Annotated in this window: 13 protein-coding genes; all 13 read left to right on the top strand. The window is 61.8% G+C overall.

Annotated features, from left to right (window positions below):
* Positions 1-92: 92 nt before the first annotated feature.
* The 13 genes from KCX59_RS08840 to KCX59_RS08900 all read left to right on the top strand — a co-directional run bounded on the left by KCX59_RS08840 (position 93) and on the right by KCX59_RS08900 (position 15,658).
* Positions 93-461, top strand: coding sequence for a DUF3040 domain-containing protein (locus tag KCX59_RS08840; protein ID WP_017200835.1), 369 nt, complete (start codon positions 93-95; stop codon positions 459-461).
* A gap of 445 nt (positions 462-906) precedes the next feature.
* Complete coding sequence (gene mraZ / locus KCX59_RS08845) at positions 907-1,338, top strand: division/cell wall cluster transcriptional repressor MraZ (RefSeq protein ID WP_091466623.1); 432 nt, start codon at positions 907-909, stop codon at positions 1,336-1,338.
* A gap of 138 nt (positions 1,339-1,476) precedes the next feature.
* Positions 1,477-2,505, top strand: a complete 1,029-nt coding sequence (rsmH, locus tag KCX59_RS08850) for a 16S rRNA (cytosine(1402)-N(4))-methyltransferase RsmH (RefSeq protein ID WP_178994896.1) — start codon at positions 1,477-1,479, stop codon at positions 2,503-2,505.
* A complete protein-coding gene (locus KCX59_RS08855; protein ID WP_179017395.1) occupies positions 2,502-3,170 on the top strand; it encodes a hypothetical protein in 669 nt (222 codons plus the stop codon). Before rsmH ends, KCX59_RS08855 begins: the two co-directional genes overlap by 4 nt.
* A 42-nt stretch (positions 3,171-3,212) precedes the next feature.
* Positions 3,213-5,009, top strand: coding sequence for a peptidoglycan D,D-transpeptidase FtsI family protein (locus KCX59_RS08860; protein ID WP_179017394.1), 1,797 nt, complete (start codon positions 3,213-3,215; stop codon positions 5,007-5,009).
* 101 nt (positions 5,010-5,110) lie between these two features.
* Positions 5,111-6,757: a UDP-N-acetylmuramoyl-L-alanyl-D-glutamate--2,6-diaminopimelate ligase gene (locus tag KCX59_RS08865; RefSeq protein ID WP_179017393.1), complete on the top strand. Its 1,647-nt coding sequence runs from the start codon at positions 5,111-5,113 to the stop codon at positions 6,755-6,757.
* A gap of 6 nt (positions 6,758-6,763) precedes the next feature.
* Positions 6,764-8,254 (top strand): UDP-N-acetylmuramoyl-tripeptide--D-alanyl-D-alanine ligase, encoded by a 1,491-nt coding sequence (locus KCX59_RS08870; protein WP_179017392.1) that lies wholly within the window; start codon positions 6,764-6,766, stop codon positions 8,252-8,254.
* Complete coding sequence (mraY, locus tag KCX59_RS08875; RefSeq protein ID WP_011774413.1) at positions 8,251-9,360, top strand: phospho-N-acetylmuramoyl-pentapeptide-transferase; 1,110 nt, start codon at positions 8,251-8,253, stop codon at positions 9,358-9,360. The genes KCX59_RS08870 and mraY overlap by 4 nt, the downstream gene beginning before the upstream one ends.
* Entirely contained in the window at positions 9,342-10,931 is a 1,590-nt protein-coding gene (murD, locus tag KCX59_RS08880) for a UDP-N-acetylmuramoyl-L-alanine--D-glutamate ligase (RefSeq protein WP_178994904.1), read from the top strand. The genes mraY and murD overlap by 19 nt, the downstream gene beginning before the upstream one ends.
* A 2-nt stretch (positions 10,932-10,933) precedes the next feature.
* A complete protein-coding gene (ftsW, locus tag KCX59_RS08885; protein WP_091466639.1) occupies positions 10,934-12,235 on the top strand; it encodes a putative lipid II flippase FtsW in 1,302 nt (433 codons plus the stop codon).
* 6 nt (positions 12,236-12,241) lie between these two features.
* On the top strand, positions 12,242-13,360 hold the full coding sequence (gene murG / locus KCX59_RS08890) for an undecaprenyldiphospho-muramoylpentapeptide beta-N-acetylglucosaminyltransferase (protein ID WP_178994905.1): 1,119 nt from the start codon (positions 12,242-12,244) through the stop codon (positions 13,358-13,360).
* Positions 13,357-14,724, top strand: a complete 1,368-nt coding sequence (gene murC, locus KCX59_RS08895; protein WP_179017391.1) for a UDP-N-acetylmuramate--L-alanine ligase — start codon at positions 13,357-13,359, stop codon at positions 14,722-14,724. Before murG ends, murC begins: the two co-directional genes overlap by 4 nt.
* Positions 14,717-15,658, top strand: a complete 942-nt coding sequence (locus tag KCX59_RS08900; RefSeq protein WP_179017390.1) for an FtsQ-type POTRA domain-containing protein — start codon at positions 14,717-14,719, stop codon at positions 15,656-15,658. Before murC ends, KCX59_RS08900 begins: the two co-directional genes overlap by 8 nt.
* Positions 15,659-15,702 lie beyond the last annotated feature (44 nt).

Raw genomic sequence — 15,702 nt, forward strand, 5'->3', positions numbered from 1 at the left:
ATTTTGGGAACGATTTTCTTGGTCCGATCGTTATGGAAACAGACGCACAGGACGCGTTATGTCCAGACGCTGGCTGACTAAAGGAGGTCGCGATGCCCCTCTCGGAGCATGAACAGAAGCTGCTTGAGCAACTTGAGAAGCAACTTCATGAGGACGATCCGAAGTTCGCCAACACCATGGGTTCGGATCCCATCCGCAGCTGGTCTACCCGGCATGTCATCATCGGTGTGCTTGGTGCCATTGCCGGTATCCTCCTCCTGCTTGTTGGCGTATCAATGCAGGCGATACCTGTGGGTGTCCTTGGTTTCATCGTCATGGGTGCTGGCGTCTACTTTGCCACGTTACGTGGCGCGGCCTTCGGCAAAGCCAACAAAGGAAAACCTGGCAAGACCAAGCCCAAGAGTTCGTTCATGAGCAGCTTGGAAGAACGTTGGGACGAACGGCGTCGCGACGACAACTGACTGACCCTTCCGGGCTCCCAGCCGTCACCCGCGGCCACTCCTGAATCAAACACGCCCCTAATTTTCCACAGGGGATAACGAAAGACCCGCAGTGCGGGTCTTTTCGCGTTTAAGGGCTCGTCCTCTGGTGGGGGAGCGGCCGCTCCACTTACCACCCTTTTCTCCACTTTTCACGCCTCTGCCCTGAACATCGCCCGGCATCGCCCGATCCGGGGCACGAATTTCGGGATCTTAAAGCGGCCTGCTCTGCCTTCTGCATTGCGCCCTCCACTTTCTTCCACCGCCCTAAAATCCGCGTGACTTCGGGCCCGACGATTCTCAAAGTGGTGGAGAAACGCCATCGATTGCGTTGACTGTGGGGCGTTGTGGAGTAAAGTGGAGTGCATAAGAGGGTAGTGGCAGTGTTGGGTATGTGCGGGCACCTTGATTGAGGGGCGGTGGGCCAGTGTTTCTGGGTACTCACTCGCCGCGTCTTGATGAAAAGGGCCGGATCATCCTCCCCGCTAAGTTTCGTGAGGAACTTGCCGATGGATTGGTTCTCACCAGGGGCCAGGAACGCTGCATCTACGTCTTCAGCCAAAAAGAATTCGAGCGCATTCACGAGTCAATGCGGGAGGCGCCACTGTCTTCCAAGCAGGCGCGTGACTACATTCGGGTTTTCCTGTCTGGAGCCTCTGATGAGGTACCTGACAAGCAGGGGCGCGTGACGATTCCGCCGGCGCTCCGGACATACGCAGGGCTTGGTCGGGAACTGGCCGTCATCGGCGCCGGTACCCGGGCGGAGATCTGGGATGCCGACGCTTGGAACGAGTACCTCAACGAGAAGGAAGCAGCCTTCTCGGAAACGGACGACGACAATCTGCCCGGGTTCATCTGACCCGGTTGGAGGAATCCGCAGTCCAGCTTCTTGAATGGGATCTCCAGCCGCCCATCGAACTGTCTTCCTGGCTCACCTTCCCCTGAGCCAGGCCGGCCGAACGATAGGCGCGGATGGGGATCCGATTCAAGAATCAGCATGCAAGCGATTGAGGAAAGAGGAGGCAGCGTGGAAGAGCAGGACGCGGCAAAGCCCACATCGGAGCGCCACGTGCCCGTCCTGAAAGACCGCTGCATCAACTTGCTTGCTCCGGGGTTTGAGGCCGCCAGGAAACGCGGCGAACGACCTGTCGCCATCGATGCAACCCTTGGCATGGGGGGCCACTCAGAGGCCATGCTGCAGCGCTTCCCTGACCTCCACTTGGTTGGCATCGACCGCGACGAGGAAGCCCTGGCCTTGGCCGGAGCCCGCTTGGAGCCCTTTTCTGACCGTACCGATCTTGTCCACGCGGTGTACGACGAGATTGAGGACGTCCTGCTGGACCTGGGCATACCGGAAGTTCATGGCATCCTCATGGACCTTGGGGTCTCGTCCCTGCAGTTGGATGAGCGTGAGCGTGGATTCGCGTACTCCTACGACGCTCCCTTGGACATGCGGATGGATACCAGCCGCGGCCAAACGGCAGCTGATGTGGTCAACAACTACAGCGAAGACGAACTGGTGCGCATCATCAGGAAATGGGGCGAGGAGAAGTTCGCCGGGCGGATAGCCAACCGGATCGTCAACGCTCGCGCGGAGAAGCCTTTTGCCACCACAGGGGAACTTGTGGAGCAGATCCGCAGCGTTGTCCCCGCTGCTGCAGCGAAGAGTGGCGGTCATCCGGCCAAGCGCACGTTCCAGGCCCTAAGGATTGAGGTCAACGAGGAACTCGATGTCTTGGAACGTGCAGTTCCGGCAGCGGTTGCCGCGACGTCCATGGGTGGTCGGATTGTGGTCATGTCCTATCACTCCCTTGAGGACAAGATCGTGAAATCCGTTTTCCAGTCAGGTTCCAAGTCGTCGGCACCACTCGGTTTCCCGGTTGAGCTAGAAGAACACAAACCCGAATTGAAGACCATTACCAAGGGCACGGAAGTGCCTACAGCAGCTGAAATTGCTGAAAACCCCCGCGCGGCGTCTGCCCGGTTGAGGGCAGTGGAGCGTATCAAACAGAGGAGAGTCGCATGAGCAACGCCGCAGCGAAGACCTTGCCCTCCACGGTGGGCAGCACTGCACGTGCGCTTCCGGTCCCGGCGGGAAAGCCCGACACTGCCCGCAAGGCACGCACTCCTCTATCAGTGGTACGCAGTGCGCCGGGAAAGCGAAGGACGCCATTTGTGGTCCTGTGCTTCGTGGCGATGGCAGCCGCGCTCCTGACTGTCCTGGTGCTGAACATTTCCGTGTCCACAGCGCAGTACCAGTTGGTGCAGTTGAAAGCCGAAGCTGCCACGCTGAACAAAGAGAACCAGGACCTGACGCAGAAGAAACAGAACTTCGAAGCTCCGCAGAACCTCGCTGCCAAGGCTGCAGAATTGGGAATGGTTGCTTCCACAGTTAAAGGCCAAATCGATCTGAACACCATGTCTGTGACCGGTAAGGCATCACCGGCGGTTAAGGGAGATAATCCCGGAGCCCTGCTTGCTGCTCCGGCTGTTGAGGGGTTGATTGACGTGGTTCCATCGGTGACTACCAAGGACCCGCTGGAAAGCCGCAAGCCGGATGCAACTCCGACGACCCCGGCTGCAACGCCCCCGACGCCGGCGGCTACTCCGGCGTCTCCGGCAGCGACACCGCCGGTAGAGCTCCACGGGGGATCGGTACCGGCCCCCCAGCAGAAGGCACCAGGGCAGTAGACCGTCAGTCCACCGAAGCAAGGCCAGCAGCAAGGAATCAACGTGGCGAAGAACCCCGGCACATCGAAAAAAACGAAGACGCCGGCGGCAAGAAAGCGGTTGCGCGTTGGCCTCGGCATCATGCTGACCTTGCTCCTGGTGGTGGGTGGCAAGCTGTTCATGGTTCAAGGCCTGGATATGGGCGGGATGGCTGAAGCTGCCTTGGCGAGCCGCCTCACTCCGCAGGTGCTCCCTGCCGAGCGGGGGCAGATTGTGGATGCAAACGGGACGGTGCTGGCCAGCAGCGTGATCCGGTACAACATCGTGGTGGACCAGACGGTGAATACGAGCACGGAAACTTTCCACCGCTTCAATGAGAAGACCGAGAAACTGGACGAGATCACCCGTGATCAGGGGATCTCTGACCTGGCCGGGCTTCTGGGAGCGGATGAAAGTACTATCCGTGAGTCTTTGACCGGGGATAAGCAGTACTTCATGGTGGCAAAGGACGTCAAGCCGGAACTGGAAGACCGGATTTCCAAGCTCTATATCCCGGGCCTTAGTGCGGAGGGTGTCAGCAAGCGCGTTTATCCGAACGGCAGCGTTGCCGGCGGCGTGGTTGGTTTCCTCAAAGATGGAACCAACGGGCAGGCGGGCATCGAACAAACCCAGGACGAGATTCTTCGTGGTGTTGAGGGTAAACGCGTCTTTGAGATCGGTGCTGATGGACTCAGGATTCCGGTGGCAACAGATGAACTCACCCCGGCTGTTGATGGTAGCGACGTCAAGCTGACCATCAACACGGACATCCAGTATTTTGCGCAGCAGGCAATCCAAAGCCAAGTCAACAAGATGAACGCCGAGTGGGGTTCCATCATTGTGATCGATACCAAGACGGGCAATCTCATTGCCTTGGCTGATACCAATTCGCCGGACCCCAATGACCCTGGGAAGGTTGATGCCAAGGATCGCGGCGTCAGGTCGGTGACGGCCGCCTACGAGCCCGGTTCCGTGCAGAAGATGATCACTGCCGCAGCCGTAATTGAGGAGGGGAAGTCATTTCCCCTGGACCACTTCACTACCCCCGCGGCCTACACCATCGATGGGCAGACGTTCACCGACGCCTTCGAGCACGGCACTGAAGAGCGCACCCTGGCCGGTATCCTCGGCTGGTCCATGAACACCGGAACGGTGATGGCGGGCAGCCGGCTCACCAAGGAACAACGGTACGACTGGTTGAAGAAATTCGGCATCGGCGAACAGACGGACATCGGCCTTCCCGCGGAAGCAACAGGCATCCTGGCCAAGCCCGAGCAGTGGGACGACCGTCAGCAATACACCGTGCTGTTCGGGCAGGGCGTGTCCCAATCGACACTCCAGACTGTTCGCGCCTTCCAAAGCATTGCCAACGATGGCGTGATGCTGCAGCCCAGGCTCATTGACAGCTACATCACCCCGGAGGGCGAGGAACAAAAGGTTCCCGCCAAGGACTCCCGCCAAGTGGTATCCAAGGAAACAGCCCAGCAGGTACGGGACATCCTGGAAAGCGCCGTAACCGAGGGGCAGATCAAGGATGCAGCCATTGACGGCTACCGCGTCGGCGCCAAGACAGGAACGTCCCAAGCTCCCCGCGAGGACGGACTTCCGGGATTCGACGGCTTCACAGCCTCGATGGTGGGCATGGCACCCATGGATGACCCCAGGTTCATCGTTGAAGTGGTCCTTCAGCGCCCCAAGGGAAACATCTATGGAGTCACGAACGGACCCGTCTTCCGTTCCGTGATGGCGCAGGTCCTCCGGACCTACAACGTGGCCCCGTCTACCGGAACGCCCGCGCGGTTGCCCCAGTTCGTCAAGTAAGCTTTTTGGGCGTCTGTTCGGCCAAAAATCGATCCACCACTAACGGCCCGGGCGCCGCTGGCCCCAAGCCGGTCGTTCCACGAGCACCAACGGAGAACCACGTGTCAGAGCACAATGAGGCAGCTATCAGCGCCACTACGCCGGATGCCGGCCAGACCGGCTTTCGTCCCGCATCCGTGGCGGCAGTGCCGTTGGCAGTCATCGCGGAGGCACTGGGCGTCGCCGCTCCGGATGCCAGCCGGGACAGGGGAGTGACAGGCATAACCCTCAACTCCAGGGCCGTCGAAGCAGGCGACCTCTACATGGCCCTGCCCGGAGCTTCCCGCCACGGTGCCGACTTCGTACCGCAGGCAGTCGAGGCCGGGGCGGTTGCGGTGGTCACGGACGACGCCGGGGCGCGCCAGCTTGCGCTTGCGGGCGAGCAGCCCGTGCCGGTACTTATCGTCCAGGAGCCGCGGACCGCCGTCGGGCGCTTGGCAGCACTGATATACCGCAGCCAGCCCGCGGATAGCGGCTTCCCGACGCTGTTCGGTGTCACAGGCACCAATGGGAAGACCACCACCACCTACTTCATCAACTCTTTGTTGCGCGCCTTGGGTAAGAAGCCCGGCCTCATTGGAACCATTGAAATCGTTGCAGGCGGGGAGCCGATCCCCAGCCTGCTGACGACGCCCGAATCCACCGATGTCCACGCACTGCTGGCCCTGATGCGGGAACGGGGCCTGGACGCGGCATCCATGGAGGTTTCGTCCCACGCAATCTCCTACCACCGCGTGGACGGGGTGATGTTCGACGTCGCAGGTTTTACCAATCTCACCCAGGACCACCTGGACCTGCACGGCAGCATGGACGAGTACTTCCGAACCAAGGCTGAACTTTTCACTGCAGGCAGGGCCAGGCACGCTGTGGTCGCGGTGGACGACGACTGGGGGCGCAAGCTGGCGGATACAGCCGACATTCCGGTCACCACCCTCGCGACCAAGCCCCTCAACGGCGGCAGCGGCAACGCCGACTGGAACGTTGCGTCCATCACGGCGCGCGGCCTGGGCTCGGAATTCGAACTCAGGCACGTCGGCGGACGAACCCTGCGCGTCCACACCGGCCTGCCCGGAGATTTCAACGTGGCAAATGCAGCGCTGGCCACGGTCATGGTCCTGACATCCGGTGTGGATGAAAACGCCCTCCAGGCTGCCTTGGATTCGCACGATCCGTTCACCGTCGCAGTGCCCGGACGCATGCAGCTGGTCTCTGCAGAGCCGGCCTCCGTTGTTGATTTTGCCCACAATCCGGACGCTTTGTCCCGTGCCCTGGAAGCCGTCCGTTCACCCCTCGAAGGATCCCGTGTGATCGTGGTCTTCGGGGCAACGGGCCAGCGCGACCAGGGTAAGCGGCCCACAATGGGGGCCATCGCTGCCCGCCTTGCCGACATCGTGATCATCAGCGATGACGATCCCCACGACGAGGACGCAGCAGCGATCCGGGCCGAGGTCCTGCAGGGTGCCCACGCAGCCCGGGACTCGGAAAACCTGAACAGCGAAATCATCGAGTCCTACCCGAGGGATGCAGCCATCAAACTGGCCGTGGACATGGCAACCAGCAAGGACACTATTCTCATCGCCGGGCGCGGCCACGAGGTGTGGCAAGAGGTCAAGGGAGTGAATCTTGCCCTGGACGACAGGGTGGAGTTGCGGGCCGCCTTGACATCCAAGGGATTCAGCGTTTCAGCGGACCAGCGGATAGAGTCCTAAACCGAGATGATTGCACTTACTGCGGCGGAGATCGCCGACCTCACCCATGGCCGATTGACCGGAGCTCCGGACATCGTGCCCACTTCCGTCGTCACTGATTCACGGGAAGCGACGCCCGGATCGCTGTACGTGGCCAAGCCCGGCGAACACGCCGATGGTCACGACTTCGTTGACGCCGCTTTCGAACGAGGCGCCGTTCTGGTTCTCGGTGAACGCGAAGTGACCGATGCCGACGGCCGCCCCTATCCCGCCGTCGTAGTTGAGGATGCTGTCCTGGCCATGGGCGTGTTGGCCGCCGAAGCCGTCCGCCGCATCCGTGCTGAGCGGCAGAGCCGCGGCGAGGACTTTACGGTCATTGGCATCACAGGATCAGCGGGCAAAACCACCACCAAGGATCTCCTTGCCGGTGTGCTGTCCACCGCCGGAGCCACTGTGGCTCCCCAGGGTTCCTACAACGGCGAGGTGGGCGTCCCGCTGACGGTATTTGCCGCTGACGCCAATACCCGCTTCCTGGTGATCGAGATGGGTGCTACCGGTCTGGGCCACATCAAATACCTGGCAGAGATGGTCAAACCGGACATCGGCGTGGTCCTGGTGGTCGGTACGGCTCACGCCGGCGAGTTCGGTGGTGTGGAGAACATCGCCAAGACCAAAGGCGAACTCGTGGAAGCCCTTGGCGAGAATGGTACAGCCGTGATCAACCTCGATGATGGCCGGGTTGCTGCCATGCGCACCCGGACCCAAGCAAAGGTTCTGGGCTTCACGGCTTCGCCCGCTACCACCGAAGAGGTGGAAGCCCGCAATGTTGTGGTCAACGAGCAAGGCTTTCCTGAGTTTAATCTGGTGCTGCCCGACGGCGGCCCGTCCGTTGAGGTGCGAAGCCGCCTGATCGGTGGCCACCACGTCACCAATCTGTTGGCAGCAGCCGCAGCCGCGTTCGCCTCTGGCATCCCGGCCGCTGACATTGCCTCCTCGCTCAGCTCCCAATCGGCGGCCAGCCGCTGGCGGATGGAGCGAACTGAACGTGAAGACGGCGTCACCATCATCAACGACGCTTACAACGCCAACCCGGAATCGATGCGGGCTGCCCTGCGAACGCTGGCGGACCTTGGACAAGGCAGAAGGACGTGGGCCGTTCTTGGCGCGATGCTCGAGCTGGGGGAAGACTCCATCCGCGAGCACACCGCCGTAGGTACCCAAGTGGTGCGGCTGAACATTTCCAGGCTGGTGGTAGTGGGACGCGAAGCCCGTGCCCTCTACATCTCCGCCATCCAGGAAGGTTCCTGGGGTGACGAGTGTTCGTTCACGGAGACTGTGGAAGAAGCCTATGAGCTGCTTCAAAATGAGCTGAAACCCGGAGACCTGGTGCTCTTCAAGTCCTCCAACGGCGTGGGACTACGGCATTTGGGTGATCGGATAGCATTACCTCCACGGGCCGAGCCCACCGGAGACAACGCGGCCGAAGCTGCCGCAAGCGAAGGGAACGAGCTGCTGTGATTGCACTTTTGATCGGCGCCGGCGTCGCCCTTCTGGTGGCCCTGATAGGGACGCCCCTTTTCATCAGGTTCCTGGTGGCCAAGAGCTACGGACAATTCATCCGTGACGACGGACCCACTTCCCACCACACCAAGCGCGGCACCCCCACCATGGGCGGAACCGTGGTGGTGGCCGCGGTGCTCATCAGCTACTTCGTGACACACCTGATCATGTGGATGATGAATCCGGACTCTGCGGGGCCATCCGCATCCGGGCTGCTTCTGCTGTTCCTCATGGTGGGCATGGGATTTGTAGGCTTCCTGGATGACTTCATCAAGATCTCCAACAAGCGCAGCCTAGGCCTCAATGCACGCGCCAAGCTGATCCTCCAAGCTGCCGTTGGCATCATCTTCGCGGTCCTGGTTCTCCAGTTCCCCAATGAGGACGGCCTGCGTCCTGCATCTACCCAGATTTCCCTGGTGCGGGATATCCCCTGGTTGGACCTTGCCTTCGGCGGCACGGTGGTAGGTGCCATCCTGTTCGTGCTCTGGTCCAACTTGATCATCACCGCGGCTACCAACGGCGTGAACTTGACTGATGGCCTGGACGGATTGGCTGCCGGAGCATCCATCATGGTCTTTGGCGCCTACACCATCATGGGGATCTGGCAGAACAACCAGGCCTGCGGCTCACCACGGGAAGCCGGCAGCGGTTGCTACCAAGTACGCGACCCCATGGACCTTGCCCTGCTGGCGGCTATCCTCAGTGCTGCCCTGGTGGGATTCCTGTGGTGGAATACTTCACCCGCCAAGATCTTCATGGGTGACACAGGTTCCCTGGCCATTGGTGGTGCCGTTGCGGCGTTCGCCATCCTGTCACGCACCGAACTCCTGCTCGCCTTCATCGGTGGCCTCTTTGTGCTGATCACGCTCTCCGTCATCATCCAAGTGGGCTTCTTCAAGCTCAGCGGCGGAAAGCGCGTTTTCAAGATGGCACCGCTACAGCACCACTTTGAATTGAAGGGCTGGGATGAAGTTACCGTCGTGGTCCGGTTCTGGATCCTCGCAGGGCTCTTCGTGGCTGCCGGCCTTGGAATTTTCTATGCTGAATGGGTGGTGCTGCTGTGAACGAAAACCCGGATACGACGCCGTCGAACGCCGACAGGCTCAACGAACTCACTAGCTGGGATGCTGACTGGGCCGGTCTGCGCGTCGTGGTGACAGGCATTGGCGTCTCCGGCTTCTCAGCTGCCGACACCCTGATCGAACTTGGCGCAAGGGTAGTGGTGGTTGACGCCGCCACCAGTGCAAAGGCCGAAGCCCAAGCCGACACCCTGAAAATTGTAGGGGCCGTTGATGTGCTGTTGGGGGAGGAAGCCGTTACGGCACTCCCACTGATCGACGGACGATTGCCCGATCTTGTGGTGACCTCGCCGGGGTGGCGCCCCGACCAAGCCCTGCTTGCCGCGGCGAAGCGGAAGCACATCGCTGTCTGGGGCGATGTGGAGCTCGCTTGGCGTCTTAGGGAGCGGGCAGGACGCAAGACGGCGGACTGGCTGACGATCACCGGCACCAACGGCAAGACCACTACGGTGGGCATGGCTGAATCCATGCTGCAGGCAGCCGGACTTAAGGCGATTGCAGTGGGAAACGTCGGCACTCCTATCCTTGACGCGCTCCGGGATCCCGTGGACTACGACGCTTTCGCCGTTGAGCTCTCCAGCTTCCAGCTGCACTGGAGCCACTCGTTGTCTCCAGTGGCCAGTGTTTGCCTGAACGTTGCCGAGGACCACGTCGATTGGCACGGCTCGTACGCCTCGTACCTCGCGGACAAAGCAAAGGTGTACGAGAACACGCAGAAGGCCGCCATCTACAACGCGGATCAAATCGAAACCGAACGAATGGTAGAGAACGCCGACGTCGTGGAAGGATGCCGCGCCATCGGCTTCACCACCAATACACCGGCTGTGAGCATGCTGGGTGTGGTGGACGGCCTGCTTGTTGACCGGGCCTTCATAGCTGAGCGCAAGGACTCCGCGGCGGAACTTGCTGCGATGTCCGATCTTGGTCCGGTGGCGCCCCGCCACATGGTGGCCAACGCCCTCGCAGCGGCTGCCCTCGTCCGGGCCTACGGAATTGATCCGGCAGCGGTGAAACAGGGCCTGGTCAACTATCTTCCGGGTGCCCACCGCATCCAGCTGGTGGCCAACCACAACGACGTCCTGTGGATCAACGACTCCAAGGCAACCAATCCGCACGCAGCATCCGCAGCCCTCTCGGCTTTCCAGCAGGTTGTCTGGATTGCCGGCGGCCTCTCCAAGGGCGTCAACTACGACGACCTCGTCAAAGAGCACGCACCCCGGTTGAAAGCCGTTGTACTCATCGGAACCGACACGGAGGCGTTGGAGGGGGCCCTCCAACGACACGCGCCGGATGTCCCCGTGATAGCGCCTCCCAAGGGCGACACTGAAGGAGTGCAGACCGCAGCCTCAGACGCCGCTTCGCCAATCTACGGTGAGACCATCATGGCCCAGGCCGTGGCATCGGCGGCCGGAGTGGCAACGCCCGGCGATACCGTCCTGATGGCACCGGCGGCTGCATCCATGGATCAGTTCTCTTCCTACGCTCACCGTGGCGACGCTTTCGTCCTGGCAGTTCGCGAGCTTGTGGAAGGGCAGGCACCGACCACCGAGGAGTAACAATGGTCAGCACGCCCACCCGCACCCGCGGCAACGAACCCCGGGACGGGAAGTCCAAGGCCGCGTCTGTTGACGACAGCCGGCCCAAGGGGCTCCGCGGACACATGCGCAGCTTCTGGGAGAGCCTTGAAGGCAAGGGCAAAGCCCCCAACAGCTCCACGTATTACCTGATCCTCGGCTGTGCTCTGGCGTTGACGGCGATAGGCATCATGATGGTGCTGTCCGCGTCCAGCGTCGAAGCCATCTCCGAGGGCAAGTCGCCTTACGCCGATGCCCTCAAGCAGGCGGTCTTCGGCGTCGTTGGACTCATTGCGATGTATGTCATCTCACGGACCAACGTGAACTGGATGAAGAAATTGTCGTGGTGGGCGCTGGGGGCAGTCATTGTTCTGCTGGCCTTGGTGCAGGTCATGGGCAACACCGTTAACGGCAACAAGAACTGGATCGACATCGGCGGAGTCACCCTCCAGCCATCCGAGATGGCCAAGCTGATCCTCTGCGTCTGGATCGCAGCTGTTCTCGCACGCAAGCAGAAGCTCCTCCACCGCTGGATGCACGTCATCATTCCAGTCGTTCCAGGCGCAGGCTTGGTGATTGCGTTGGTGATGTTGGGGAACGACCTCGGAACTGTCATCGTCATTGCCGCGATCACCGCTGCCGGGCTCTACTTCGCCGGGGTACCGGGCCGCATGCTGGCCATCGCCGGCGCAGTGGGTGCAGTCGGTGCCGTCCTGGGCACCATCAGCAGCTCCAACAGGATCTGCCGCATCACGTCGTGGTTGGGAACGGCGTCCCAGCAGTGCACCGAGCAGTTCGACTTCGATTTCCAATCCACCAACGGCATGTACGGCCTTGCGCAGGGGAGCTGGACCGGGTTGGGCCTTGGACAAAGCCGGCAGAAATACAACTGGTTGCCGGAAGCCCACAACGACTTCATTTTCGCCATTATCGGCGAGGAACTCGGCCTCGTGGGGACCATTGTGGTCCTGGTCCTGTTTGCGATTCTGGGTATTGCCATCTTCCGTGTGGTGGTCAGGCAGACCGATCCGTTCCAGCGCACCCTTGCGGGTGGAATCATGGTGTGGCTGCTCGGCCAGGCAAGCATGAACATGGCCGTAGTGACCCAACTCCTTCCCGTGGTGGGTGTGCCGCTTCCTTTCATCTCATACGGCGGCTCCGCGCTGATCATGTCCCTCTGTGGCGTGGGCGTAGTGTTGTCTTTGGCCCGCGGCCAACTGCCAGCGCAGCAGCGTTCAGGATTCCTGCCGCGACTCATGTCCAAGACCGCACGAAAGCGTACCTAGCACTTCATGACTTTTGATTCCGCCAACGCATCCAAGTCCTTGTCCGTCGTCCTGGCCGGCGGCGGAACTGCCGGTCACGTCAGCCCGTTGCTGGCCATTGCCGATGCCATCAGGGACAAGCGTCCGGAGGCCGCCATCCTTGCTGTTGGCACGCCGTCGGGCATGGAAACCCGCCTCGTCCCGGCCGCCGGGTACGAACTTGCCACCATCGACCGGGTCCCGTTTCCGCGCAGGCCCTCAGCGGACCTCGTAAAGCTGCCCGCCCGTTTGAGCGGGGCGGTTCGGCAGGCCCGGCGCATCCTGGAGGAATCCCGCGCGGACGTTCTGGTGGGTGTGGGCGGGTACGTCTGCACACCGATGTACCTTGCTGCCAGGAAGCTCAGGATTCCCATCGTCATCCATGAGGCCAATATGAAGGCCGGCCTGGCCAACCGGGTCGGCGCCCGGTTCAGCAACCATGTTGCCGTGGCATTTGCCGGTACCCGGTTGAGGGGTGCACGCCACGTAGGCATGCCGATGCGCCGGGCCATCTCGCAACTTCACAGGACTGTTGCTGCTCCTGCCGCAAAGGCGGCGCTTGGATTGGATGCCCACCGCCCTGCGCTGATCGTCACCGGCGGCTCGTCAGGGGCGTTAAGCATCAACCGTGCCATCACGGCCGCCCTTCCTGCGCTGGCGGCTGCCGGTGTACAGACGCTCCACATCACAGGCGTCGGCAAAGCCGTCAAGAATGACGACGGCGGACTTCTCGCCGCCGACGGCTATCGGCAGGTTGAGTACGTGGACGGCATGGAGAACGTTTATGCCGCTGCGGATGTCCTTCTGGCCCGTGCCGGCGCCGGAACAGTCAGCGAAGTAGCGGCGGTGGGAGTTCCCGCAGTATTCGTGCCCTTGCCCATCGGCAACGGAGAGCAGGCACTCAATGCTGCTCCCTTGGTTGCCGCCGGCGGCGCCATGATGGTGGATGACAAGGACCTCAGTCCGGAATGGCTGCGAAGCGAATTGATTCCGCTTCTGACAGATAGCAGCAGGCTCAACGACATGGCCCGTAAATCCGAGGCCCTCGGTATCAGAAACGCCGATCAGCGCATGGCTGATCTTGTCTTGGAAGCGGTATCCGAATGACCACCATCGCCCGCCTAGAGTCCCTGGGACGCGTTCACTTCATCGGCATCGGGGGAGTGGGGATGTCCGCCGTCGCACGCATCATGGTGTCACGGGGTGTCCCGGTCAGCGGTACGGATGTCAAGGATTTGCCGGTCATGCGGGACCTTTCCCTGGCTGGTGCGCGCATCGCCGTGGGCTATGACGCCGGAAACCTGGGTGACGCCCAGACAATCGTGGCCGGCTCAGCCATCCGTGCGGATAATCCGGAGCTGGTGGCGGCGCGTGATGCCGGGCTGCCCGTGTTGCACCGTTCCGAAGCGCTGGCCGCCACCATGGCCGGCCACCGGGTGGTAACCGTGGCGGGTACCCACGGCAAATCCACTACCACCTCCATGGTTGCCGTCCTGCTCAAGGAAGCCGGTTTGGATCCCTCCTTCGCCATCGGCGCGAACGTGCCGGCACTAGGCGTTAATGCGGCACAAGGGGCATCCGACATTTTTGTGGCAGAGGCCGACGAATCGGATGGTTCATTCCTCAACTACCGGCCCTTGATTGCCGTGGTCACCAACGTCGAGGCCGACCATTTGGACCACTATGGGACGCCGGAAGCCGTCTTCGCTTCCTTCGATGCCTTTGCGGCCCTGCTGCCTGCCGATGGCGTCCTACTGGCATGTGCCGACGACCCCGGCGCCCGTGCCCTGGCGGAGCGCACAGCGGCCCAGGGGACCACACGGGTGCTGACGTACGGCACATCCGACGACGCTAACGTCCGGCTTCACGATGCCGGCCCGGGCAACGTGTCGGTGGCCTATAACGGTGACGTCAACAAACTCGAACTTCAGGTGCCGGGGCGGCACAATGCCCTGAACGCGGCAGCTGCGTTCGCCGTCGCCGTCGAACTCGGTGTGGAACCGGGTGCTGCAGCGGCGGCACTGGGCCACTTCACGGGCGCGTCCCGGCGCTTTGAGCTCAAGGGCATTGGCAGGGGAGTGCGCGTGTATGACGACTACGCCCACCACCCCACTGAGGTCCGCGCAGCTTTGTCTGCAGCCCGTTCCGTGGCCGCCGGAAACAAAGTGCACGTCCTCTTCCAGCCGCATCTTTTTTCGCGCACCCGTGAGTTCTCCCAGGAGTTCGCGGCCGCCCTGGACCTGGCAGACACCGCCATGGTCCTGGACATCTATCCAGCCCGCGAGGACCCCATTCCTGGTGTGACAAGCACGCTGATCACCGAGCATCTGGTGAACGGACGGCTGGTTTCCGCCGATGAAGCCGTTGACGCGGTGGCAGCCGTTGCAAGCGAAGGCGATGTGGTCCTAACGGTGGGCGCGGGAGACGTCACTGCCTACGGGCCGTTGATTGTGGAGGCGTTGGGTGGCTAGCACCCGCAAGCCGACCTTCAAACCGGCTACGGCGCCTCGCCAAAGCAAGGCGGGCCGTCCCCGGGGTGACTCCGCGGAGGTCATCAGTGCACAGCGTTCCGTTGAACCGGAGGCGAAGGCCCCGGAGAAACCGGCAACCGCTGCAAAATCCGCAGTCGGTGGCTCCAAGGCCGCTGGCAGGCCCGCCAAAGACGGCAAGACCTTGCCGGCGGACAATGTCATTGCCTTTCCTGAGCCGAAGAAGCGCCGCCAGCGGCGACTCGTGCTCTGGACGCTTTCGATTGTGACCGTTGTGGTCGGTGCTTTGATTGCAGGGGCGATATTTTCGCCCGTGCTCGCAGTCCGGACCATCACCGTGGATGGCACGACGTTGCTGACGCCGGACGCGGTGCAGAAAGCACTGTCCGGCCTCGAAGGAAAGCCCCTCCCGCAGCTCAGCGAGCAGGAAATCAACGAGCTCCTGAAACCGTTGGTCCAGGTCCGTTCGGCCACCATGGAAGCGCGGCCGCCGTCGGAGTTGCTGGTGCACGTGGACGAACGCGTCCCGGTGGCACTGCTGAAGCAGGGGGACTCCTACGTCATGGTGGACGTGGACGGTGTGCAGCTCGGTGCAACGAAGGACTTGTCGGCGGTTGCACTTCCGTTGATCGACGCTGGAGTTGGCACGACCAACACAGAGTTGTTCAAGGCTATTGCTGCCGTGCTGGACACCTTGCCCGCCGATATCCTGGCCAGGATGTCCACGGCCTCTGCAGCATCAGCCGATGCTGTTGAGCTGAAACTGGTGGACGGAAAGACGGTAGTGTGGGGCAATGCCGAGGACAGGGAACTGAAGTCGAAGGCACTTGAAGCGCTCCTGCGGATGCCGGCGGACCCCAAGGTTCCCGTCAGTATCTACGACGTCAGTGTTCCCCGGCATCCATTCACAAAATAAGCAGCAAATGAGAACGTAACCTGCGGCCGGCGGTGGCCTTATTT

The organism is Paenarthrobacter nitroguajacolicus (assembly GCF_051027655.1).
GTDB classification, from domain to species: Bacteria; Actinomycetota; Actinomycetes; order Actinomycetales; family Micrococcaceae; genus Arthrobacter; species Arthrobacter nitroguajacolicus.